Here is a 19,675-nt window from a genome sequence, read left to right as displayed (position 1 = left end):
ACCGCGTACTCGAACCGGCGCAGACGCAGGTCTGTTTCGCGGAACGGGTGGCCGCAAAGCGCCACACCCCGCGGAGCGCTCAAGCCGGGATCGAGGCCGGCTGCGGGAAGGTGACGCCGGTCAGCTCCTCGGAGACCGTCCACAGCCGGCGGGCGGTGGACGGGTCACTGGCAGCCGGTGAGCGGCCGACCAGGGTCGGGGCGCCGCGCATCTCGCCGAGGCCGTCCGGGCCGACATAGCTCGCACCGGGCAGGTCCCGCACAGCGGCGTACAGGGTCGGCAGGGCGCCTGCCCTGCTGTCCTGGGCCAGGAAACGGTTGCCGACCCGCATCAGGGCGCGTCGCAGTGCACTGCCGTCATGGCTCTGGAGGTTCGTTGCGGCATAGCCGGGGTGGGCGGCCAGGGCGCGTACGGACGAGCCGGACTCGGTGAGGCGGCGCTGCAGTTCGAGGGCGAAGAGCAGGTTGGCCAGCTTGGACTGGCTGTACGCCGTCATGGGCGCGTACTCGCCGGTGAGGTTGAGGTTGTCGAAGTGGATGCGAGGGCTGCCCGGCATCTTGTGCGCACCGGACGACACGGTCACCACCCGGTCGGTGATGTGGGGCAGCAGCAGGTTCGTCAGGGCGAAGTGGCCCAGGTGATTGGTGCCGAACTGCATCTCGAAGCCGTCCTTGGTGGCGGACTCCGGGATGTTCATGACACCGGCGTTGTTGACGAGCAGATCAAGATCGCCCCGCCAGTCGGCGGCGAACTCGCGCACCGAGGCGAGATCGGCGAGGTCGAGCCGGCGCACCTCCACGCTCCCTCGCACCCCCGCGGCGGCGGCCTCGCCGCGCTTCACGTCCCGTACGGCGAGCACCACATGCGCGCCCGCACCGGCCAGCGCCTCGACGGTGGCGATGCCGAGCCCGCTGTTCGCGCCGGTCACTACGGCGGTGCGGCCGGTCTGGTCGGGGATGTCGGTGATGTTCCACTTGCTGGGTTCAGTAGCCATGCCGTCAATGTAGGCGGTGCCAACAATGCTGTCAATGACAACAATAGTGACGCCGACAACAATGTAGGCGTCATAAACATGGCCGATACACTGACGCGCATGCACACCCGCAACCGCCGCTACCACCACGGAGACCTCCGCGCGGCCCTGCTGACCCGAGCCGAGGACACGCTTCGCGAGAAGGGGCCGACCGCGCTGTCCCTGCGCGAACTCGCCCGCGACCTCGGCGTCAGCCATGCCGCGCCGAGCCGCCACTTCAAGGACAAGCAGGCCCTGCTGGACGCGCTAGCGCTGACCGGATTCGAGCGGCTGACCGCCGTCCTCGCGGCCTCGCAGGACGGCGTCGGGGAGACGTTCGCCAAGCGACTCGACGCGATGGTCCGGGCGTATGTGGGTTTCGCCCGGGACAATGCCGAACTTCTCGACCTCATGTACTCGATCAAGCACGATCCGGAGGCTTCCGACGCGCTGCGCGAGGCCGAGCAGCGCTGGTCGGACCTGGTCGTCCGGCTGATCGGCGAGGGGCAGGCCCAGGGTGAGGTGCGAGCGGGCCCGATGGAGCGCGTCGGCCTTCCGGTCTTCGCGGCCCTGCACGGCTACGCCGACCTCGCGGTGACCGGCATGCTGCCCCCCGAGGCGGACGAGCACGGCTTGGACGACGTGATCGCGTTCATTCTGCGGGGATCCGCGCCGACGTGACATGGATCACTAAAGATCTGCCCGCCTGATGCAACTGCCGCCCGTGTCGTAACTGTCTGACAGGGAAGCAGGCCCCTCAGGGCCGAGAAGCGAGAGAGCGGGGCAGGTCGTGGGACGGCGCAAGGGCGGGATAGGGATCGCACTCGTCACGGTCGCGATGCTGGTGGGCACGAGTGCCTGCGGCGGAGCCGGCAGCAGCAAGGCGAGCGCGGACGACGGCAAGGCGGGCAAGGCGAGCGCGAGTTCCTCGCCGTCACCGACGAAGCCCGCGGGGCCGCCGATGCTGCTGGAGACGATCACGCCGCAGACGGGAACCACGGTCGGCGTGGCCATGCCGATCTCGGTGATCTTCACGAACCCGGTGGCGGCCAAGGCGCGCGCCACCGTCGAGAAGCACATGAAGGTGAGCGCCTCGCAGCCGGTGGTCGGCGCCTGGCACTGGATGGGCGACCGGCGCGCCGACTGGCGGCCGAAGACGTACTGGCCCTCCGGTACGAAGGTGAAGATCGACGCCGACCTGAAGGGCGTCAGCAACGGCAACGGGCGCTACGGCGTGCACGGCTACACGCACTCCTTCACCATCGGTGACGACGTGCGCGCGGATGTCTCGGTGACCGGCCACACCATGAAGGTGCGCCGGAACGGCAAGCTGGTGCGCACCCTGTCGATCAATGCGGGATCCGCCCAGTACCCGACCTGGGACGGCACGATGGCCGTCATCGACAAGCAGGAGAAGGTCCACATGACCTCCTGCAGCGTCGGCATCAGCTGTGACAAGGGCAGCCCCAACTTCTACGACCTGACGCTGCCCTGGGACGTCCACCTGACCCAGTCCGGCACGTACGTCCACTACTCGACCGGCGACCCCAACCCGGGCAGCGGCAGTGCCCGCGGCTCGCACGGCTGCGTCCATCTGTCCATGTCGGACGCCAAGTGGTTCTACGGCCAGGTCAAGCAGGGCGACCCGGTCACCGTCACCGGCTCCCCCCGTGGCAAGGCCCCGGCCGACAACGGCTACGCCGCCTTCAACCTGAGCTGGTCCCAGTGGCTCGCGGGCAGCGCGGCCGGGGAGCAGACGACCTCCCAGCTCTAGGAAGCACCCTGTGCCTCGGCCCGGCTGCCCAGCAGCCGGGCCAGCACCTCGCGCTGCAGCGGCAGCACCTCGGTGTGCAGGTCGCGGCCCTTGCCGGTCAGGGTGACATACACCCCGCGCCGGTCCTCCGTGCAGACGGAACGCTCCACCAGGCCGTCCTTCTCCAGCCGGGCGATGAGCCGGGACAGTGCGCTCTGGCTGAGATGGACCCGTCCCGCGAGGTTCTGCACCCGGCACCGGTCGCCCTCGCCGGGAGCCTCGGACGCGAGGATGTCGAGCACCTCGAAATCGCTCGCGCCCAAGCCGTGCGGGTGCAGCACCCGGTCGATCTCGCACATCGTGCGGGCGTGCACGGAGAGGATGTCGCGCCATCTCTCCTCGAGCCGGGACTCGGCCGTCTTCACTGCCATGTCTGCACGGTAACACCGAAACAGCCATTAGTTGACTGCGCAATGAATGCGGGTGCATGCAGCCTGCCGGTCGTCAGGCGGGGTCCTGGAGCAGCCCGACCAGATTGCCGTCGGCGTCCTTGAGCGAGGCGATCAGCCTGCCGTTGCCGACGTCCTGAACGTCCTGCACCACCTCCGCACCCGCCTCCACCAGCGCGGCGAGCCGCCCCCGGATGTCGTCGACGTGCCAGTACGGCACCGGCCCGGTCAGGCCCTTCGCGTGTCCGTTGGGGTCGAGGCCGACGTCCTGTCCGGCGTCCTTGAAGCCGACGTAGTACGGCGCATCCGCGTACGGCTCCACCTGCAGCAGGGCGCTGAACAGGGCCTTCGCCCGGGCGATGTCCTTGACGGGGTAGATGATCGTCTTGAGGCCGGCGGTCATGGTGTGCTCCTCCGCAGTGATGGGCCGAGGGAATTCTTCGGTGCTTTCACGCTAGGGCGGGGGAGGGGCAATCGGCTTCTTCGATCCTGATCGGTTGAACGGGCGAGCCGGAGCCGAGGCCGCGCCGACGGCCGAATCACCGGCCGGTGCGCACGTGCGCCCTCCATGGACTCCCTACGTCGACTCCCGCTTCACCAGCTCCGTCGGCAGAATCACCGCCGCCGGGTCCTCGCCGCTGATCAGTGCCGGCAGCACCCGTACCATCTCGGAGCCGATGCGGTCGTAGGGCCGGCGGATCGTGGTGAGGGCGGGAGTGGCCTCCGTCGCCGCGATGGAGTCGTCGAAGCCGCCCACGGACACGTCCTCGGGAACCCGGCGGCCCGCCCGGCGCGGCGCCGTCAGCGCGCCCTGCGCCATCAGGTCGGAGGCCACGAACACGGCGTCCATGTCCGGGTGCCCGCCGCCTGGGCCGGGCACAGCGTCAGCCGGCTCAAGACCGACGTGTACCACCACACGTACGACGTGCTGAGCACGCTCAAGGCCCAGGGCGCCACGGCCGACATGGTCCAGGTCGGCAACGAGATCAACGTCGGCATGCTGTGGTCAGAGGGCTCCACGGACAACTGGCCGCAGCTCGCCGGCCTGATCAAGTCCGGCTACAGCGCCGTCAAGGCCGTCTCGACGTGGTCGGTCTGTCGTACTACGGCCACTGGCACGGCTCGCCCGGCGCCGCGCAGACCACCCTGGACGACGTGGTCTCCCGCTACGGCAAGCCGGTGTTCATCGCCGAGACGGCCTCCTCGTTCCGGCTGCACAGCAAGGACTTGCTCACCAACCAGATCGACACCACCGGCGAACTGGTCACCGGCTACCCGGCCGTCCAGGCCGGCCGGCCCGGATGAACGCCGTCGCGAACATCGTGGAGGCCGTCCCGGGCAACAAGGGCCTCGGCGTCTTCCACTGGGAGGCGACCTGGACCGCGGTCACCGGCAACGGCCGGGACCCGACCGACTCCACCTCCGGCAACGGCTGGGAGAACCAGGCCCTCTTCGACCACGGCAACAAGGCCACCTCGGCCACGAGCTGGTTCAGCCACCGCTGAACCTGTGCGGCGCCCGGTCGTAGGGGAGCGGCCGGGCCCTCGCCCATGCTCCCGCTAGGAACGCAGGGCCGACGGTCCCTGCCCCCGGTCCGTCGGTGCCCGTTCCGTCCGGCCGGGCGGATCCGGCGGCTCCAAGTGTCCGAGCCACTCGCATATGAGCCGCCCGAGCAGCGCCCCGCCGTAGACGACGAACCCCACACCGACCAGCCAGGACTCCACGACCAGGACCGTGCCGACGGGGCCGTAGCTGATCGCGTTGGTGACCAGAAGCGGCGTGAACACCAGGTACGAGAAGCCGCGCAGGCCCACCAGGCCCGCCATCGTGGCGAGCGCACCGGGCAGCAGATAGCGCCAGGGCACCTGGCGGCTGAGCAGGAAGTGGGGCCCCCACCAGAAGAACAGCAGGCCGACCCCCATGCTGAGCAGGATGCGGGGCGGGCCCTCCAGTACGGTCCGGGTTTGCACCTGGGCGTACAGGTACGCCATCAGCATGATCAGCCAGACCGCGTGCCGCCAGAGGTGGTGCCACGGAGCGGCGGCCGTCCTCCAGATCCGTTCGTAGCCGTTCTGCACGCTGGAGGCGAAGGACATGCCGAAAAGCGCGAGCAGCGCCAGGCTCAGTGCGCTGGTGGTGCTGATCACCTTGCGGGTCGGGCCGAAGACATGGGCGAGCGCCTCGGCGGAGCGGCCGTTCAGGGCCATGCCGTCCACCAGCCACAGCGCGAAGCCGCCGTGCCCGAACGGATCGGCCGCGGCCACCACGATCAGCAGCGGCGCAAGGGTCACCAGGGCGAGCGTCGCGAATCCCATGGCCCGGTGCAGCAACTCCAGCTCATTACCGCGCCGGTGCAGCTCGGCGAGCCCCAGCCGGTGCCAGGCGGCCAGCCGTGACATGGGGACCACCCCTTCCTCCGGCCGGAGCTACCGGTGGTGGTGTCCTGAGTGGCCAGGAACGCGTCCCGGTAAACCTGATCGGGTGACGCGGCACCCGGCGGGCATCCAGCATCCCTACACATGCCAGCATGAACTGTCCCGACCTCGGCAAGGAGGTTTTCATGGACCGTCCCAGTGAACTCGTCCCGCTCCGGTACGTCGCCATCGGCGGCCGCGGCCCCGAGGACGTCGTCGCCGACGCCCACGGCCGTGTGCTGACCGGAGTGGAGGACGGCCGCATCCTGCGCATCGACGGACTGACCGAGCCCGCGGCCGCCCGCGTCGAGGTGCTCGCCGAAACCGGCGGCCGGCCGCTCGGCCTCGAACTGCTCCCGGACGGCGCCCTGTTGGTGTGCGACGCCGAACTCGGGCTGCTGCGCGTCGACCTCGATCAGGGCATCGTCCGCATTCTCGCCGACTCGGTGGCGGGGGAGCGACTGCGGTTCTGCAGCAATGCGGTCGCTTTGTCCGACGGCAGTGTCTGCTTCACCGTCTCCAGCCGCCGCTACCCGTTGGACCAGTGGATCGGCGACCTCGTGGAACACACGGGAACCGGCCGCCTGCTGCGCCTCGCCCCGGGCAGCGAGAGTCCCGAAGTCCTGCTGGAGGGTCTCCAGTTCGCCAACGGGCTGGCGCTGAGCTCTGATGAATCGTTCCTGGTCGTCGCCGAGACCGGCGCCCGCCGGCTGACGCGTCACTGGCTCTCCGGCGACAGGGCCGGGCAGAGCGAACCTTTCGTCGAGAACCTCCCGGGCATGCCCGACAACCTTTGGCGAGGCGCCCCGGACGGCCCGATCTGGGTCTCCCTGGCCGGGCCCCGTGTCCCCCCGCTCGACCTGCTGCACCGCGCCGCGCCCGCCGTCCGCGGCGCCGCAGCCCGCATCGCCGTCCGCGCCCCCTTCCGTCCCACCGGCACCATCGGCGCCCTCGCGGTCGACGACCAGGGGACGATCGTCCACCACCTCGCCCGCCGGCACTCCGGCTACCGCATGGTGACCAGCGTGTGCGAGGCCGCCGGGCAGCTGGTCCTGGGCAGCCTGTGGGAGCGGGGCATCGCCGTGTGCGAGCGACCGGCCCCGAAGTGACCCGGGTCCCGGCCGGACGCTACCCTGATGCCCGGCCGCGAGCACCCCTCGCGGCGCGGCGGTGGGGCCCGCCGTACCCGAACCGCGGCAGTGGTGCCGCCAACGGTCCCTACTTGCGAAGGAGCGGCGCCCGCATGCCCCGGGCCCCGGCGAGTAGGAGACGTACGACCATGACAGCCCCGGAAGCCGAGAGCGTCCGCGCCCGCCCCCGCACCCCGCGCCCGCCCGCCTGGCGCACCCAGGCCCCCGTCGTCGCGGTGGTGGCACTCGGCGGAGCCATGGGAGCCGTCGCCCGCTACGCCCTCTCCCTGTGGTGGCCCGCCCAGCCCGGCGGATTCCCCTGGGCGACCTTCTGGACCAACGTCGTCGGCTGCGCCGTGATCGGCGTGTTCATGGTCGTCATCACCGATGTATGGGCGGCCCACCGCCTCGTACGCCCCTTCTTCGGCACGGGTGTGCTCGGCGGCTTCACCACCTTCTCCACCTACGCCGTCGACATCCAGAAACTGGTCGACGCCGGCCACCCGCGCACCGGGCTGGCCTACCTCGCCGCGACCCTGCTCGCGGCGCTCACGGCGGTGTGGCTCGCGGTCACCGCGGCCCGCCGCGTCCTGAAGTGGAGGCAGCCATGACGAGGCTGACCGGAAACGCGCTGCGCGTGACCGTCTTCATCGGCGAGAACGACACCTGGCACCACAAGCCGCTGTACTCGGAGATCGTGCACCGCGCGCATGCGGCGGGCCTCGCCGGCGCCAGCGTCTTCCGCGGCATCGAGGGCTTCGGCGCCTCCTCGCTGATCCACACCTCGCGGCTGCTGTCGCTCAGCGAGGACCTGCCCGTCGCGATCGTCATCGTCGACACCGAGGAACGCGTCCGCGCCTTCCTGCCACAGCTCGACGAACTGGTCGGCGAGGGCCTCGTCATCCTCGACGACTGCGAGGTCATCCGGTACGTCGGCCGCGAAGACACCCCGGACAAAACGGACATGAAGGGTAAGAAGTAGTTGTGAACTGGCTGCTGGTCGTCGGCGGCGCGATGGTCGGTGCCCCGCTGCGCTACCTCACCGACCGTGCGGTGCAGTCCCGACACGACTCGGTCTTCCCCTGGGGCACCTTCGCGGTGAACGTCACCGGCTGCCTGATCCTCGGTCTGCTGACCGGCGCGGCGGCCGAGGGGGCCGCCGGTTCCCATCTGCAGCTGCTCCTCGGCACCGGCCTGTGCGGGGCCCTGACGACGTACTCGACCTTCTCCTACGAGACCCTGCGGCTGACCGAGACGGGGGCGGGGCTCTACGCTGCCGCCAATGTCGTCGGGAGCCTGACGGCGGGCCTGGGTGCGGCATTCGCCGGGGTGTCGATCGCCCAGGCCCTGTGGGGGTAGGCAGCCGGCCCGCCTCCCGCACGTAGTAAGACTGTCTACAGCACTGTCGACCAACTCCTCAGAACTGGATCCCATGAGCGTCATCAACGTCGGTCAGGCCGCCGTCCTCGGAGTCGTGGAAGGGCTGACCGAGTTCCTTCCCGTCTCCTCCACCGGACATCTGAAGATCACCGAAGGGCTCATGAGCATCCCGGTCGACGACAAGGCCGTCGTCGGCTTCTCGGCCGTCATCCAGGTCGGCGCGATCGCCGCCGTGCTCCTGTACTTCTTCAAGGACATCGTGCGGATCGTCTCCGCCTGGGGCCGTGGCCTGCGCAACAAGGAGGAGCGCTACCACCACGACTACAAGTTCGCCTGGTGGGTGATCTACTCGACCATCCCGATCGTGGTCGTCGGCCTGGCCGCCAAGCCCCTCATCGACGGCCCGCTCGCCTCGCTGTGGGTGGTCGCCGCCTCGCTGATCGTCGGCAGTGGCGTGATGTGGGCCGCGGACCAGATGGGTCGGCACAAGCGCGGTGAGGACGACACCACCTTCAAGGACGCGATGCTGGTCGGCTGCTCCCAGATCCTCGCCCTGCTCTTCCCCGGCTTCTCCCGCTCCGGGGCCACCATGTCCACGGCCCTCATCCTCGACCTGGACCGCGTCGCCGCCACCCGCCTCTCCTTCTTCCTCGGCATCCCGGCCCTGACCGGCGCCGGCCTGTACGAGCTCAAGGACGCCCTGGGCACCGGCGTGGGCGCCGCCCCGCTGGCCGTCGGCACCATCGTCTCCTTCGTGGTCGCCTACGCCTCCATCGCCTGGCTGCTGAAGTTCGTCGCCAAGCACTCCTTCAACGCCTTCGTCGTCTACCGGATCATCGTCGGCGTGCTGCTCCTGGGGCTGCTCGGCACGGGTGGCCTCAGCAGCTGACCGCGGTCGCGGAGACGGGCGCCTCTCGGGGAGCGGACATCGTCGCGGACGGGCGCGTGGTGCGCGGCGATGCCGAGAGGGTGCCGTATCCGCCGATTTCTTGAGGCGTTGCCCTGGAGAAACGCGCGTGCGTACGGGATCTCCGCCATGCCACGATGGCCTGGGGAAGCGAGGTCTCGTGGACGAGATGAGGCGATTTTCCCGGGCGCTGGTCGCGTGGGCGGCAGGGGGAGCGGGGGCGAGTGCGGCCGCTGAGACGGCGCGGCAGCTGGCCGGCGGCGGTGTGCGGACGATCGTGCTCGTCGAGGGGAGCAGTGATCAGGTCGCGCTCGAAGCGCTGGCCGTGCGCCACGGCCGTGACCTCGGCGCGCAGGGCGTTGCGGTGGTGCCGCTCGGAGGAGCGACGAACATCGGGCGTTTCCTGGACGTGTGCGGTCCCCCGGGGCTCGCCCTCCCGCTGGCCGGTCTCTGCGACATCGGCGAGGAGCGGTACTTCCGGCGTCATCTGGAGCGGGTCGGGCTCGGGTCGGCTCTCACACGCGCCGGACTGGAGACGCTCGGGTTCCACCTGTGCGTCGCCGACCTGGAGGACGAGCTGATCCGCGCGCTCGGGGCCGAAGGCGTGCAGCAGGTGATCGAGGACCAGGGCGAGACGCGCCCCTTCCGTACCTTCCAGGGCCAGCCGGCCCAGCGGAACCGGCCCGTGGAACACCAGCTGCGGCGCTTCATGGGCACCCACAGCGGCCGCAAGGCGCTCTACGCGCAGGCACTGGTCGGACATCTGGACCTCGCGCGTGTCCCGCGGCCGCTGGAGCGGCTCCTTGCGCAGGTGTGACAACACTCGGATGCGTGGAAGACGCGTGACTGGGGACTTGGGGGTGAGGCCGGGTTGTGCGGCGTTCCCCTGGGGGCCGACTCGGTCAGGCTCCTCTGGTTCAGACCACGAGCCGGGGGAGCCGCTGCGTGGTCAGGACACGGTGCCCTGCTCGCAGACCCGGCGGGCGACCTCGCGGAGTTTGATGTTGTTCTCCTGCGAGAAGCGCCGAAGGGTGTCGAAGGCCTGCTCCTCGGTGAGGTTGTGGGCGCCCATGAGGATGCCCATGGCCTCGCCGATGATGTGGCGGGTGGCGACGGCCCGTTCCATCTGAGCCTGCGTGCGGGCGCTGGAGAAGGCGACCGCGGCGTGGGAGGCCAATAGCCAGCCGGCCAGCTCGCTGGCCTCGGTGAAGGCGCCGGGCTTGCGGGAGTAGAGGTTCAGCGCACCGAGCTCCTCGTCCTCGGTGAACAGCAGGAATCCCATCATGCTGCCCACACCGAGGGCCCGTGCCTGGGGGGCGTAGTCGGGCCAGTGCGGCTGCTCCCGGGTGAAGTCGGCGATGCGGAAGACCCGCTCTCCCTCCGCGGTGCGGGCGGCATCGAAGCACGGTCCTTCGGCCAGCCGCTCCTGCAACTGGTCGCTGTCGACGACCAGCTTCTCGGTGGGGGCCAGCGTCTCCACCGTCGTGCCGTGCAGCATCAGAATGCCCGCCGCGTCGCAGCCCTCCACCAGCTCGGTCGCCGAGTGGGTGATCCGTTCCAGGGTGGATTGGACCGATTCCTGGGCCAGGAGGTCCCGGGCCATCGACGCCATCTGCTGCGCGAACCGACCCCAGTCCATACCGTCCTCCGCTTTTCGGCTCGTGCTGGTCAAGAAGCCGTCTACCCAGCTTGCCTTCTGTATCCCTTGACAGGCCCCGCTCGTCACCCGCAGGATCACTCCCGTGAACCTGTCAGACAGCAAGACAGCCAGTCAGGGTCCGCGGCGCATCAGCGCCATGGAAGCGGTCCTGGCCCACCTGCGCTCCGCCATCGAGGACGGCGAGTACGCCGTGGGGGACAAGCTCCCCTCCGAGGCGGAGCTGTGCCGCACCCTCGAGGTCAGCCGGCCCGTGCTGCGCGAGGCCCTGCGGGCCCTGCAGACGATGGGCCTGACCGTCTCCAAGACGGGCAAGGGCACCTTCGTCGTCGCCAACGCCGTCGAGGACCCCACCTTCGGCGACTACGCGGCCAGCGACCTGCTGGAGGTGCGCCGCCACGTGGAGATCCCGGTGGCGGGCTACGCGGCCCTGCGCCGTACGCCCGAGGACCTCGACCACCTGGCGCACCTGCTGGAGCGCATGGAGCAGGAGACCGACACCACCTCCTGGGTCGCCCTCGACACGCTGTTCCACCTCGCTGTCGCCCAGGCCGCCCAGAACCCGGTCTTCCGCCGGGTCATCGAGGAGATCCGCGACGCACTGGCGCGTCAGTCGGCCTTCCTCAACGAGCTGGGCGGACGCCGCGAGCAGTCCAACCGCGAGCACCGGGCGATCGTCGAGGCGCTGATGGACGGTTCCGAACTCGACGCGGTGGACGCGATGGCGCACCACCTCGACCGCGTCGAGACGACCCTCACCGACATCGTGCGCCCCGCGCGCACGGACATCCCCACGGAAGGCGGACCCGAGGCGTGAGCGAGCACCTCAAAGAAGAGACGCGCACACCGGCCGCACATGTCGACGCAGGCGACGCCGGGTACAGCAAGTCGCTGAAGTCCCGGCACGTCAACATGATCGCCATCGGCGGCGCGATCGGCACCGGTCTCTTCCTCGGCGCGGGCGGCCGCCTCGCCGACGCCGGCCCCTCCCTGTTCATCGCCTACGCGGTCTGCGGCATCTTCGCCTTCCTGGTGGTGCGCGCCCTCGGCGAACTCGTGCTGTACCGGCCCTCGTCCGGCGCCTTCGTCTCCTACGCCCGGGAGTTCCTGGGCGAGAAGGGCGCCTACACCGCGGGCTGGATGTACTTCCTGAACTGGGCGACCACCGGTATCGCCGACATCACCGCGGTGGCCACCTACACCCACTACTGGGGCATGTTCTCCGACATCCCTCAATGGTTGATCGCATTGATCGCCCTGGCCGTCGTCCTGACGGTCAACCTGATCTCGGTCAAGATCTTCGGTGAGCTGGAGTTCTGGTTCGCCATCGTCAAGGTCAGTGCACTCGTGATCTTCATGTGCATCGGCATCTTCCTCCTGGTCACCCAGCACCCCGTGGACGGCGCCCACCCCGGCCCGGCCCTGATCACCGACAACGGCGGCGTCTTCCCCAACGGCCTGCTGCCCATGCTGCTGATCATCCAGGGCGTCGTGTTCGCCTACGCCTCCGTCGAGCTGGTGGGCGTCGCCGCGGGTGAGACCCAGAACCCCGAGAAGATCATGCCGAAGGCGATCAACTCCATCATGTGGCGCGTCGGCCTCTTCTACGTCGGCTCGGTCGTCCTGCTCTCGATGCTGCTGCCCTGGAACAAGTACAGCGCAGCCGAGAGCCCCTTCGTGACCGTGCTGTCCCACATCGGCATCCCGGCGGCCGGCGGCGTGATGAACCTCGTCGTCCTCACCGCGGCCATGTCCTCGCTCAACTCCGGCCTGTACTCCACCGGCCGCATCCTGCGCTCCATGGCGATGTCCGGCTCCGCCCCCAAGTTCACCTCGGTGATGAGCCGCAGCCAGGTCCCGTACGGCGGCATCCTGCTCACCAGCGGCATCTGTGTGCTGGGCGTCGGTCTCAACTTCGTGGTTCCGGCGGACGCCTTCGAGATCGTCCTGAACTTCGCGGCGATCGGCATCCTCTCCACCTGGGGCATGATCATGATCTGTCACCTGCTCTTCTGGCAGAAGACCCAGAGGGGCGAGCTGACCCGCCCGAGCTACCGGCTGCCGGGCTCTCCCTGGACCGAACTCGTGACGCTGGCCTTCCTCGCCTCCGTCCTGGTCCTCATGTACGCCGACGGAGGCGCCGGCCGCACCACCGTGCTGTGCCTGCCGCTGATCGTCGGCGCCCTGGTCGGAGGATGGTTCGGCATTCGAGGCCGGGTCGCCCGCACATCCACCCAGACACCACCCACCACCGGGGCCGACGCGTGACCCACGCTCCGCTCCACGACAAGAGGCAGTGATGTACAGCAGTTCCGTCGCGGACCCACCCCTGATCCGCGAACCCCTCCACGCCCCCGTCGCTCACCTGATACGCGACGGGGTCGTGGAGGGCATCCACTACGGCTCCGTCGTCGTCCTCGGCGCCGACGGGCAGGTCCAGCTCCAGCTCGGCGACATCGAGGCCGCCTTCTACCCCCGGTCGGCGCTCAAGCCCGTCCAGGCCGCCGCCATGGTGCGCGCGGGCCTGCCGCTCGACGGGGCACTGCTCTCGCTCGCCGCCGCCAGCCACTCCGGCGAGGAACGCCACCTCGCCGGGACCCGCCGGATCCTCGAGCTGGCGGGCGCCACGGAGGACGACCTGCGCAACGTCAGGGACATGCCGTACGACCCGGCGGTCCGCGACACGTGGATACGCGAGGGCCGCGAGCCCTCCCGGCTGGCCCAGAACTGCTCCGGCAAGCACGCGGCCATGCTGTACACCTGCAAGCTCAACGGCTGGTCCCTCGACGGCTATCTCGACCCGGAGCACCCGCTCCAGCAGGCGATCGCCGAGATCGTCGAGGACCTCACCGGGCAGCGGATCGCACGGACCACCGTCGACGGCTGCGGCGCCCCCCTCTTCTCCATCTCCCTGCACGGCCTCGCCCGCGCCACCGCCCGCATCACCACGGCGGTCCAGGACACTCCGGAGGCCCGGGTCGCGAACGCCATGCGCGAGCACGCCGAGATGGCCTCCGGCGCCGGCCGTGATGTCGCCGCCCTGATGCGAGCCGTCCCCGGTCTTCTCGCCAAGGACGGTTTCGAGGGCGTGGAGGTCGCCGCCCTCCCCGACGGCCGGGCGGTCGCCGTCAAGATCTCCGACGGTGCGAACCGGGCCCGGGTCCCCGTCACGGCCGCAGCCCTCGCCCGGGCCGGCGTCGACCCCGCCCTCCTCACGGAGTTCGCGGGCGAACCCCTCCTCGGCGGAGGCGAACCGGTCGGCGCGGTACGTCCGGTCCGCGCCCTGGAGCCCCTCACGGTCCGGGCCTGCGCCTGACGGCTCCGGTGGCCACCGAGTGTGCGCGGTGGCCACCGGCGAACCACTGGATCCGGTCGCGAGCCGGCCGGATCCACGCGGCCGGCCCACCGACAGCCGGCCCCCGAACCGCCGGTCCTGTCACCACCGGGCCGGTGCCTCGCCCGGCTCGGGCGGGCGTCACCCCGTACCGCCCGAGCCGGACCCACCCCACCACCGACGTCGCCAGACCCCCAACCCTCACCACCCTCAGAAAGAGGACCCGCACCTCATGACCGCCGCCACCCGCAGCGAACACGACCTGCTCGGAGACCGCGACGTCCCCGCCGACGCGTACTGGGGCGTCCACACCCTGCGCGCCACGGAGAACTTCCCCATCACCGGCACCCCGATCTCCGCCTACCCTCACCTGATCGACGCCCTGGCCGCCGTCAAGGAGGCCGCCGCCCTCGCCAACGAGGAACTCGGCCTGCTGGACCCGAAGAAGGCCGCCGCCATCGTCGAGGCCTGCCGCGAGATCCGCGACGGCAAGCTGCACGACCAGTTCGTCGTCGATGTCATCCAGGGCGGCGCCGGCACCTCCACCAACATGAACACCAACGAGGTCGTCGCCAACCGGGCGCTGGAGCTGCTGGGCTTCGAGAAGGGGCAGTACCAGCACCTGCACCCCAACGAGGACGTCAACCTCGGCCAGTCGACCAATGACGTCTACCCGACCGCCGTCAAGACAGCGACGGTCTTCGCCGTACGTGGACTGCTCAAGGCGATGTCCGTACTGCAGGACGCCTTCGCCCGCAAGGCCGTCGAGTTCCGCAACGTGCTCAAGATGGGCCGTACACAGTTGCAGGACGCGGTGCCCATGACGCTCGGTCAAGAGTTCTCCGCCTATGCGGTCATGATTGACGAGGACCGCAACCGTCTTGACGAGGCCGTCCAGTTGATCCATGAGATCAACCTGGGTGCCACGGCCATCGGCACCGGGCTCAACGCCCCCGCCGGATACGCCGAGTCGGTCCGCCGCTACCTCGCCGACATCACCGGCCTGCCCCTGGTCACCGCGGCCAACCTGGTCGAGGCCACCCAGGACTGCGGCGCGTTCGTGCAGATGTCCGGCGTGCTCAAGCGGATCGCAGTCAAGCTCTCCAAGAGCTGCAACGATCTGCGGCTGCTGTCCTCGGGGCCGCGCGCGGGCCTCGGCGAGATCAATCTGCCGCCCGTGCAGGCCGGTTCGAGCATCATGCCCGGCAAGGTCAATCCGGTGATCCCCGAGGTCGTCAACCAGGTCGCCTTCGAGGTGATCGGCAACGACGTCACCATCACCATGGCCGCCGAGGCCGGACAGCTCCAGCTCAACGCCTTCGAGCCGATCATCCTGCACTCCCTGTCGGAGTCCATCACGCACCTGCGGGCCGCCTGTCTGACGCTCGCCGAGCGGTGCGTCGACGGCATCACCGCCAACACCGAGGCACTGCGCAAGTCCGTGGAGAACTCCATCGGCCTGGTCACCGCCCTCAACCCGCACATCGGGTACACGGCCGCCACCGACATCGCCAAGGAGGCCCTCGTCACCGGCCGGGGAGTGGCCGAACTCGTCCTGGAGAAGGGCCTGTTGCCCGCCGAGACCCTCGCCGACCTGCTGCGGCCCGAGGTCGTCGCCGGCAGCGGCTCCGTCATCGCCTGACCCACGGCTGCGCGCCAGGACCGACCCGGAGGCACAATAGTGATCATGACAACGACGTCGTCCTTCGCCTTCCAGCCGGTCCTGGAGCGCATCGCCGAGGAGATGGAGCGCACCCCCGGCCGCGGCCGCCCAGCCGACTACATCCCGGCACTCGCGGCCTGCGACCCGCGCCGCTTCGGCATGGCCGTCGCGGAGCTGGACGGCACGGTGTACGGCGTGGGGGACTGGCGCGAGCCGTTCTCCACGCAGTCCCTCACCAAGGTCTTCACCCTCGCCCTCGACCTCGCCCGCGAGGGCGACGAACTGTGGGAGCACGTCGGCCGTGAGCCCTCCGGCAACCCCTTCAACTCCCTGATCCAGCTGGAGTACGAGAACGGCATCCCCCGCAACCCGTTCATCAACGCGGGTGCCCTCGTCGTCACCGACCGCCTGCAGACCCGTACCGGAGACGCGGCGGGCGAACTGCTGACCTTCCTGCGCACCGAGAGCGGCAACCCGGCCCTGGACTTCGACAAGGAGGTCGCCGCCTCCGAGTCGGCGCACGGCGACCGGAACGCCGCCCTCGGTCACTTCATGGCGTCGTACGGCAACATCGACAACCCGATCCCGGTGCTGCTCGACCAGTACTTCCGCCAGTGCTCCATCACGGCGTCCTGCGCCGACCTCGCCCTGGCCACCGGCTTCCTGGCCCGTCACGGCATCCGCGCCGACGGCAGCAGGCTGCTCACCCAGAGCCAGGCCAAGCAGGTCAACGCGGTCATGCTGACCTGTGGGACGTACGACGCGGCGGGCGAATTCGCCTACCGCGTGGGCCTGCCCGGCAAGAGCGGCGTCGGCGGAGGCATCATCGCGGTCGTCCCCGGCCGCTGCACACTGAGCGTATGGAGCCCGGGCCTCGACGAACGCGGCAACTCGGTGGCCGGCGTCGCGGCACTGGACCGCTTCACGACATTGACCGGCCTGTCGGTGTTCTGAACAGGCGGTGCCCGGGGTGGCGTAGCACGATCTCGGGCGCGGTCCCCGCCGTCGGACATCTCGGATGCAAGAGGGACCGTCGGGCGCGAGTAAATCGCCGCTCCGGCCGCGCGATCACGTGCCGGTCACATGCAGGCCCCCGTCCGGAAGGCGGCGCGTCAATTTCCGGCCACCCGGCGTTGACACGCTTCCCGAGTGTTGGCCATGGCTTTCCCCGTCGATCTCCGCCGCTGTCAGGTACTGGGCCTGGCCGGCACCGCCTTCCTCGCGCTGGGAGGTGAGACGGCCGGCGCCCTGCCCGTGCGGGATCTTTTGGCCCCGGCCACCGTCCGCGCGGCCCTGGGCCTGGTCGGCGTGTACTTCGGCGTGGTGCTGCTGATAGCCGCCTGGGTACTGCTCGGGCGGCTCGTGCGCAGCGCCGACCCGCCCACCCCGCGCGAACTGCTGCTCGTGCTCGCCGTCTGGGCGGCCCCGCTGCTGCTCGCCCCGCCGCTGTTCAGCCGCGACGTCTACAGCTACCTCGCGCAAGGCGCCATGGTCGACGCCCACATGGACGTCTACGCATACGGGCCCGCCCGACTCGGCGGCCCCCTCGCAGACGAGGTCGCCCCCCTGTGGCAGCACACCGGCGCCCCCTACGGGCCGGTGTTCCTCGCCGTCGCCTCCGCGCTGTCCGGCCTGACCCGCGGCGAACTCCCCGCCGGGCTGGTCGGGATGCGGCTGATCGCGCTGCTCGGCGTGGCACTGATGGCGGCCGCCCTGCCCCGGCTCGCCCGGCACAGCGGCGCCGATCCGGCCGCCGCGCTCTGGCTCGGCGCCCTCAACCCGCTGGTGCTGCTCCACCTGGTCGCCGGTGCCCACAACGACGCCATCATGCTCGGCCTGCTCGGCGTCGGCCTGGTCGCCGCGCTCGGCCGGTGGCCGGTCCTGGGCGCGGTACTCGTCACCCTCGCGGCCCTGGTCAAGGCGCCCGCCGTGCTCGGGCTCGCCGCGGTGGTCGTCCTCCAGGTGCGGGCCGGGCACCGTCCGGCGAAGGCCGTCATGTCGACCGCCCTCGCCGCCGCGGCCACCACGGTCGCCGCAACAGCCGTCGCCGGCACGGGATACGGCTGGATAGGCGCTCTCGACACCCCTGTCTCCCCGCACAACTGGGCCCTCACGAGCCTCCTCGGCCGCGCCACCGGAGCCATGCTGGAACACCTCGGCAGCGACCTAGCCCCGCTCGCCCTGCCGGTCTGGCACCTGCTCGGCCTCGCGATCACCGCGCTCGTCATAGCGGCCATATGGTGGCGGCTGCGCCCCCGCCCGGTCTACGCACTGGGCCTGAGCCTCGCCACCGTCGCCGCCTTCGGCCCGGCGATCCGCCCCTGGTACGCCCTGTGGGGGCTGTTCCTCATTGCCGCCGCGGCACCCACCACCTCGGTACGGCACCGGGTGGCGGCCGTGACGGGCGTGCTCGCGCTCGCCACCCTGCCCAGCGGCGGGCCGGTCGACAGCGGGCAGTTGATGCTGGCCGTCTCCGGCGGGGCGCTGGCCGTGGTGGTTCTCTGGCAGGTCCACCAGGCGGCCCAGGCACCCGCACTGGGAGAAACCGCATGACCCTGCCCCGCACCGACCGCGGCCGACTGCTCCTGGTCCTCGCCCTCGCCGCCGCCGTCACCACCTTCACCGCGACCGTGCCGCTGCTGCGCGACTGGTTCGACCTGCGCGTCTACCACGGCGCCGTCAACAGCTGGATCCACCACGGCGGACGGCTCTACGACTACCAGGTGCCGGGCACGACCTACGGCTTCACCTACCCGCCGTTCGCCGCCGTCAGCATGCTGCCGATGGCCCTCGTCGGCCTGCGGACGGCGATCGCCGGATCCTTGCTGCTGAACCTGGCGGCCCTGGCCTGGGTTCTGCACATCCTGACCGAGGGGGCCTGGCGACGCTACGGCTGGTTCGGATGCGCCCTGGGTGCGTGCATGCTCGCCCTGTTCGAACCGCTCCGCGACACCTTCAGCTTCGGCCAGGTCAACCTCGTCCTGCTGGCCCTGGTCCTCACCGACGCCTGGCTGCTCAGAACCGGGCGGGAGCGCTGGGCGGGTGTCGGCATCGGCCTGGCCGCCGCGATCAAACTGACCCCGGCGGTCTTCATCGGCCTGTTCCTGCTCGCTCGCCGCTGGCGCGCCGCCGCGGTCGCGACGGCGGTCACCGCCGGGGCGACCGCGTTCGCCGCCTGGGTGGCCCCGGGCGCCTCCCGTTTCTACTGGACCGAGGCCCTGTGGGACACGAGCCGGGTGGGCCGCCTCGACTACGTCTCCAACCAGTCGCTGCAGGGCATCCTGGCCCGCCTCGGCGAATCCGACCGCAGAGTATGGGGCTTGGCGGTTCTGGTGGTCCTCGGCATCTGGACATGGCGGACGCTCCAGGCGGTCGCGGCGGCCGACTGGCCGGCAGCCTTCGCCCTCACCGGCCTGACCGCCTGCCTCGTCAGCCCCATCACCTGGGTGCACCACCTGGTGTGGCTGCTGCCGTCCTTCGCCGTACTGGTCCGCGCCGGGCAGCTGCGTGTGGCGGGCGCCCTGTACGCGGTGCTGTGCACCAGCGTGGTGTGGCTCTGGTTCCACGACGCGTCCGGCATCGACGGTTTCCTCGGCAGCAACACCTACACCTGGATCACCCTGGGACTGCTCCTGTGGCTGCCGGTGGGTCAACTCCGCGCCGACAGCCTGCCCCTGCCCCGCAGGACCAGCGCCACCGCCCCCGCGCCGAGTGCGACGGCACCCGAGATGACGCCCGCCGTCGGCCACCCCGAGCCGCCGTCCGGGGCGACGGCCACGGGCGTGGCGCGCGGCCCCGGCCGCGGTCTGTCCAGCAGCGCGTCCAGCGAACCCACCGGCTCGACCCGCCCCGCGGCCTCGAACCCCCAGTCGAGCAGCTCCCGCGCCTCCTCATAGACGGCGAAGCCGCCGCCTGCCTGAGGGTTCATCACGGTGACCACGAGGGTGCGCCCGCCGCGGCGGGCGGCGGCGACGAG

Annotated in this window: 20 protein-coding genes and 2 pseudogenes; 16 read left to right on the top strand and 6 right to left on the bottom strand. The window is 70.5% G+C overall.

Annotation, left to right across the window (positions count from 1 at the left end):
- Nucleotides 1-79 precede the first annotated feature (79 nt).
- The gene (locus ACWDAG_RS05935; protein WP_450694355.1) at nucleotides 80-994 is read right to left on the bottom strand and encodes an oxidoreductase; all 915 of its coding nucleotides are present in this window, start codon (nucleotides 992-994) and stop codon (nucleotides 80-82) included.
- A 99-nt stretch (nucleotides 995-1,093) separates the two neighbouring features.
- On the opposite strand from ACWDAG_RS05935, the gene ACWDAG_RS05930 reads away from it, so the two are divergent.
- Together ACWDAG_RS05930 and ACWDAG_RS05925 are read left to right on the top strand one after the other, a co-directional pair.
- Nucleotides 1,094-1,693, top strand: coding sequence for a TetR/AcrR family transcriptional regulator (locus ACWDAG_RS05930; RefSeq protein ID WP_450694354.1), 600 nt, complete (start codon nucleotides 1,094-1,096; stop codon nucleotides 1,691-1,693).
- Between the two features lie 109 nt (nucleotides 1,694-1,802).
- Nucleotides 1,803-2,786: a L,D-transpeptidase gene (locus ACWDAG_RS05925; protein ID WP_450694353.1), complete on the top strand. Its 984-nt coding sequence runs from the start codon at nucleotides 1,803-1,805 to the stop codon at nucleotides 2,784-2,786.
- On the opposite strand, the gene ACWDAG_RS05920 is transcribed toward ACWDAG_RS05925, so the two are convergent.
- From ACWDAG_RS05920 to ACWDAG_RS05910, 3 genes and pseudogenes are all read right to left on the bottom strand, one after another.
- Nucleotides 2,783-3,196, bottom strand: a complete 414-nt coding sequence (locus ACWDAG_RS05920; protein ID WP_450694352.1) for a MarR family winged helix-turn-helix transcriptional regulator — start codon at nucleotides 3,194-3,196, stop codon at nucleotides 2,783-2,785. The genes ACWDAG_RS05925 and ACWDAG_RS05920 overlap by 4 nt on opposite strands.
- A 73-nt stretch (nucleotides 3,197-3,269) precedes the next feature.
- The gene (locus ACWDAG_RS05915; RefSeq protein WP_450694351.1) at nucleotides 3,270-3,617 is read right to left on the bottom strand and encodes a VOC family protein; all 348 of its coding nucleotides are present in this window, start codon (nucleotides 3,615-3,617) and stop codon (nucleotides 3,270-3,272) included.
- Nucleotides 3,618-3,791: 174 nt separating this feature from the next.
- A pseudogene (locus tag ACWDAG_RS05910) lies at nucleotides 3,792-4,070 on the bottom strand (substrate-binding domain-containing protein); the annotation flags it as partial.
- A gap of 3 nt (nucleotides 4,071-4,073) precedes the next feature.
- Between ACWDAG_RS05910 and ACWDAG_RS05905 the strand changes: the two are divergent.
- A pseudogene (locus ACWDAG_RS05905) lies at nucleotides 4,074-4,719 on the top strand (glycosyl hydrolase 53 family protein); the annotation flags it as partial.
- A 54-nt stretch (nucleotides 4,720-4,773) separates the two neighbouring features.
- On the opposite strand, the gene ACWDAG_RS05900 reads toward ACWDAG_RS05905, so the two are convergent.
- A complete protein-coding gene (locus ACWDAG_RS05900; protein WP_450694350.1) occupies nucleotides 4,774-5,613 on the bottom strand; it encodes a ribonuclease BN in 840 nt (279 codons plus the stop codon).
- A 161-nt stretch (nucleotides 5,614-5,774) separates the two neighbouring features.
- On the opposite strand from ACWDAG_RS05900, the gene ACWDAG_RS05895 reads away from it, so the two are divergent.
- The 6 genes from ACWDAG_RS05895 to ACWDAG_RS05870 all read left to right on the top strand — a co-directional run bounded on the left by ACWDAG_RS05895 (nucleotide 5,775) and on the right by ACWDAG_RS05870 (nucleotide 9,862).
- Nucleotides 5,775-6,737, top strand: coding sequence for an SMP-30/gluconolactonase/LRE family protein (locus tag ACWDAG_RS05895; RefSeq protein ID WP_450694349.1), 963 nt, complete (start codon nucleotides 5,775-5,777; stop codon nucleotides 6,735-6,737).
- Between the two features lie 170 nt (nucleotides 6,738-6,907).
- Nucleotides 6,908-7,369 (top strand): fluoride efflux transporter CrcB, encoded by a 462-nt coding sequence (crcB, locus tag ACWDAG_RS05890; protein ID WP_450694348.1) that lies wholly within the window; start codon nucleotides 6,908-6,910, stop codon nucleotides 7,367-7,369.
- A complete protein-coding gene (locus ACWDAG_RS05885) occupies nucleotides 7,366-7,740 on the top strand; it encodes a DUF190 domain-containing protein (protein ID WP_450694347.1) in 375 nt (124 codons plus the stop codon). Before crcB (ACWDAG_RS05890) ends, ACWDAG_RS05885 begins: the two co-directional genes overlap by 4 nt.
- A 2-nt stretch (nucleotides 7,741-7,742) precedes the next feature.
- Nucleotides 7,743-8,117 (top strand): fluoride efflux transporter CrcB, encoded by a 375-nt coding sequence (gene crcB, locus ACWDAG_RS05880; protein WP_450694346.1) that lies wholly within the window; start codon nucleotides 7,743-7,745, stop codon nucleotides 8,115-8,117.
- Between the two features lie 73 nt (nucleotides 8,118-8,190).
- Entirely contained in the window at nucleotides 8,191-9,027 is an 837-nt protein-coding gene (locus ACWDAG_RS05875; protein ID WP_450694345.1) for an undecaprenyl-diphosphate phosphatase, read from the top strand.
- A 178-nt stretch (nucleotides 9,028-9,205) separates the two neighbouring features.
- Nucleotides 9,206-9,862, top strand: a complete 657-nt coding sequence (locus ACWDAG_RS05870) for a TOPRIM nucleotidyl transferase/hydrolase domain-containing protein (RefSeq protein WP_450694344.1) — start codon at nucleotides 9,206-9,208, stop codon at nucleotides 9,860-9,862.
- 132 nt (nucleotides 9,863-9,994) lie between these two features.
- Here the strand turns inward: ACWDAG_RS05870 and ACWDAG_RS05865 are convergent, their stop codons facing one another.
- The gene (locus tag ACWDAG_RS05865) at nucleotides 9,995-10,684 is read right to left on the bottom strand and encodes a GAF and ANTAR domain-containing protein (protein ID WP_450694343.1); all 690 of its coding nucleotides are present in this window, start codon (nucleotides 10,682-10,684) and stop codon (nucleotides 9,995-9,997) included.
- A gap of 157 nt (nucleotides 10,685-10,841) precedes the next feature.
- Here ACWDAG_RS05865 and ACWDAG_RS05860 point away from each other — a divergent pair, with 157 nt between their 5' ends.
- The 7 genes from ACWDAG_RS05860 to ACWDAG_RS05830 all read left to right on the top strand — a co-directional run bounded on the left by ACWDAG_RS05860 (nucleotide 10,842) and on the right by ACWDAG_RS05830 (nucleotide 19,595).
- On the top strand, nucleotides 10,842-11,519 hold the full coding sequence (locus ACWDAG_RS05860) for a FadR/GntR family transcriptional regulator (RefSeq protein ID WP_450694399.1): 678 nt from the start codon (nucleotides 10,842-10,844) through the stop codon (nucleotides 11,517-11,519).
- Complete coding sequence (locus ACWDAG_RS05855; protein ID WP_450694342.1) at nucleotides 11,516-12,970, top strand: amino acid permease; 1,455 nt, start codon at nucleotides 11,516-11,518, stop codon at nucleotides 12,968-12,970. Before ACWDAG_RS05860 ends, ACWDAG_RS05855 begins: the two co-directional genes overlap by 4 nt.
- 31 nt (nucleotides 12,971-13,001) lie before the next feature.
- The gene (locus tag ACWDAG_RS05850) at nucleotides 13,002-14,018 is read left to right on the top strand and encodes an asparaginase (RefSeq protein WP_450694341.1); all 1,017 of its coding nucleotides are present in this window, start codon (nucleotides 13,002-13,004) and stop codon (nucleotides 14,016-14,018) included.
- 250 nt (nucleotides 14,019-14,268) lie between these two features.
- Nucleotides 14,269-15,678 carry an aspartate ammonia-lyase gene (aspA, locus tag ACWDAG_RS05845; RefSeq protein ID WP_450694340.1) on the top strand — a complete coding sequence of 470 codons (1,410 nt, stop codon included), beginning with the start codon at nucleotides 14,269-14,271 and terminating at the stop codon, nucleotides 15,676-15,678.
- A gap of 45 nt (nucleotides 15,679-15,723) precedes the next feature.
- Nucleotides 15,724-16,653: a glutaminase gene (locus ACWDAG_RS05840; protein WP_450694339.1), complete on the top strand. Its 930-nt coding sequence runs from the start codon at nucleotides 15,724-15,726 to the stop codon at nucleotides 16,651-16,653.
- 204 nt (nucleotides 16,654-16,857) lie between these two features.
- Nucleotides 16,858-18,252, top strand: a complete 1,395-nt coding sequence (mptB, locus tag ACWDAG_RS05835) for a polyprenol phosphomannose-dependent alpha 1,6 mannosyltransferase MptB (RefSeq protein ID WP_450694338.1) — start codon at nucleotides 16,858-16,860, stop codon at nucleotides 18,250-18,252.
- Nucleotides 18,249-19,595, top strand: a complete 1,347-nt coding sequence (locus ACWDAG_RS05830) for a glycosyltransferase 87 family protein (protein ID WP_450694337.1) — start codon at nucleotides 18,249-18,251, stop codon at nucleotides 19,593-19,595. Before mptB ends, ACWDAG_RS05830 begins: the two co-directional genes overlap by 4 nt.
- The last annotated feature ends 80 nt before the right edge of the window (nucleotides 19,596-19,675 follow it).

Source organism: Streptomyces sp. NPDC001157 (assembly GCF_053598255.1).
The sequence above is the reverse complement of the archived record's forward strand: the minus strand, read 5'-3'. Positions and strand labels throughout refer to the sequence as shown.

Bases quoted from the DNA above. Each gene is read 5' to 3' on its own strand.
- ACWDAG_RS05885 (WP_450694347.1), top strand. From the start codon at position 7,366: ATGACGAGGCTGACCGGAAACGCGCTGCGCGTGACCGTCTTCATCGGC.
- ACWDAG_RS05865 (WP_450694343.1), bottom strand. From the start codon at position 10,684: ATGGACTGGGGTCGGTTCGCGCAGCAGATGGCGTCGATGGCCCGGGAC.
- ACWDAG_RS05860 (WP_450694399.1), top strand. From the start codon at position 10,842: ATGGAAGCGGTCCTGGCCCACCTGCGCTCCGCCATCGAGGACGGCGAG.
- ACWDAG_RS05850 (WP_450694341.1), top strand. From the start codon at position 13,002: ATGTACAGCAGTTCCGTCGCGGACCCACCCCTGATCCGCGAACCCCTC.
- ACWDAG_RS05875 (WP_450694345.1), top strand. From the start codon at position 8,191: ATGAGCGTCATCAACGTCGGTCAGGCCGCCGTCCTCGGAGTCGTGGAA.
- ACWDAG_RS05895 (WP_450694349.1), top strand. From the start codon at position 5,775: ATGGACCGTCCCAGTGAACTCGTCCCGCTCCGGTACGTCGCCATCGGC.
- ACWDAG_RS05900 (WP_450694350.1), bottom strand. From the start codon at position 5,613: ATGTCACGGCTGGCCGCCTGGCACCGGCTGGGGCTCGCCGAGCTGCAC.
- aspA (WP_450694340.1), top strand. From the start codon at position 14,269: ATGACCGCCGCCACCCGCAGCGAACACGACCTGCTCGGAGACCGCGAC.
- ACWDAG_RS05935 (WP_450694355.1), bottom strand. From the start codon at position 994: ATGGCTACTGAACCCAGCAAGTGGAACATCACCGACATCCCCGACCAG.
- mptB (WP_450694338.1), top strand. From the start codon at position 16,858: ATGGCTTTCCCCGTCGATCTCCGCCGCTGTCAGGTACTGGGCCTGGCC.
- ACWDAG_RS05930 (WP_450694354.1), top strand. From the start codon at position 1,094: ATGCACACCCGCAACCGCCGCTACCACCACGGAGACCTCCGCGCGGCC.
- ACWDAG_RS05915 (WP_450694351.1), bottom strand. From the start codon at position 3,617: ATGACCGCCGGCCTCAAGACGATCATCTACCCCGTCAAGGACATCGCC.
- ACWDAG_RS05920 (WP_450694352.1), bottom strand. From the start codon at position 3,196: ATGGCAGTGAAGACGGCCGAGTCCCGGCTCGAGGAGAGATGGCGCGAC.
- crcB (WP_450694348.1), top strand. From the start codon at position 6,908: ATGACAGCCCCGGAAGCCGAGAGCGTCCGCGCCCGCCCCCGCACCCCG.
- ACWDAG_RS05840 (WP_450694339.1), top strand. From the start codon at position 15,724: ATGACAACGACGTCGTCCTTCGCCTTCCAGCCGGTCCTGGAGCGCATC.
- ACWDAG_RS05830 (WP_450694337.1), top strand. From the start codon at position 18,249: ATGACCCTGCCCCGCACCGACCGCGGCCGACTGCTCCTGGTCCTCGCC.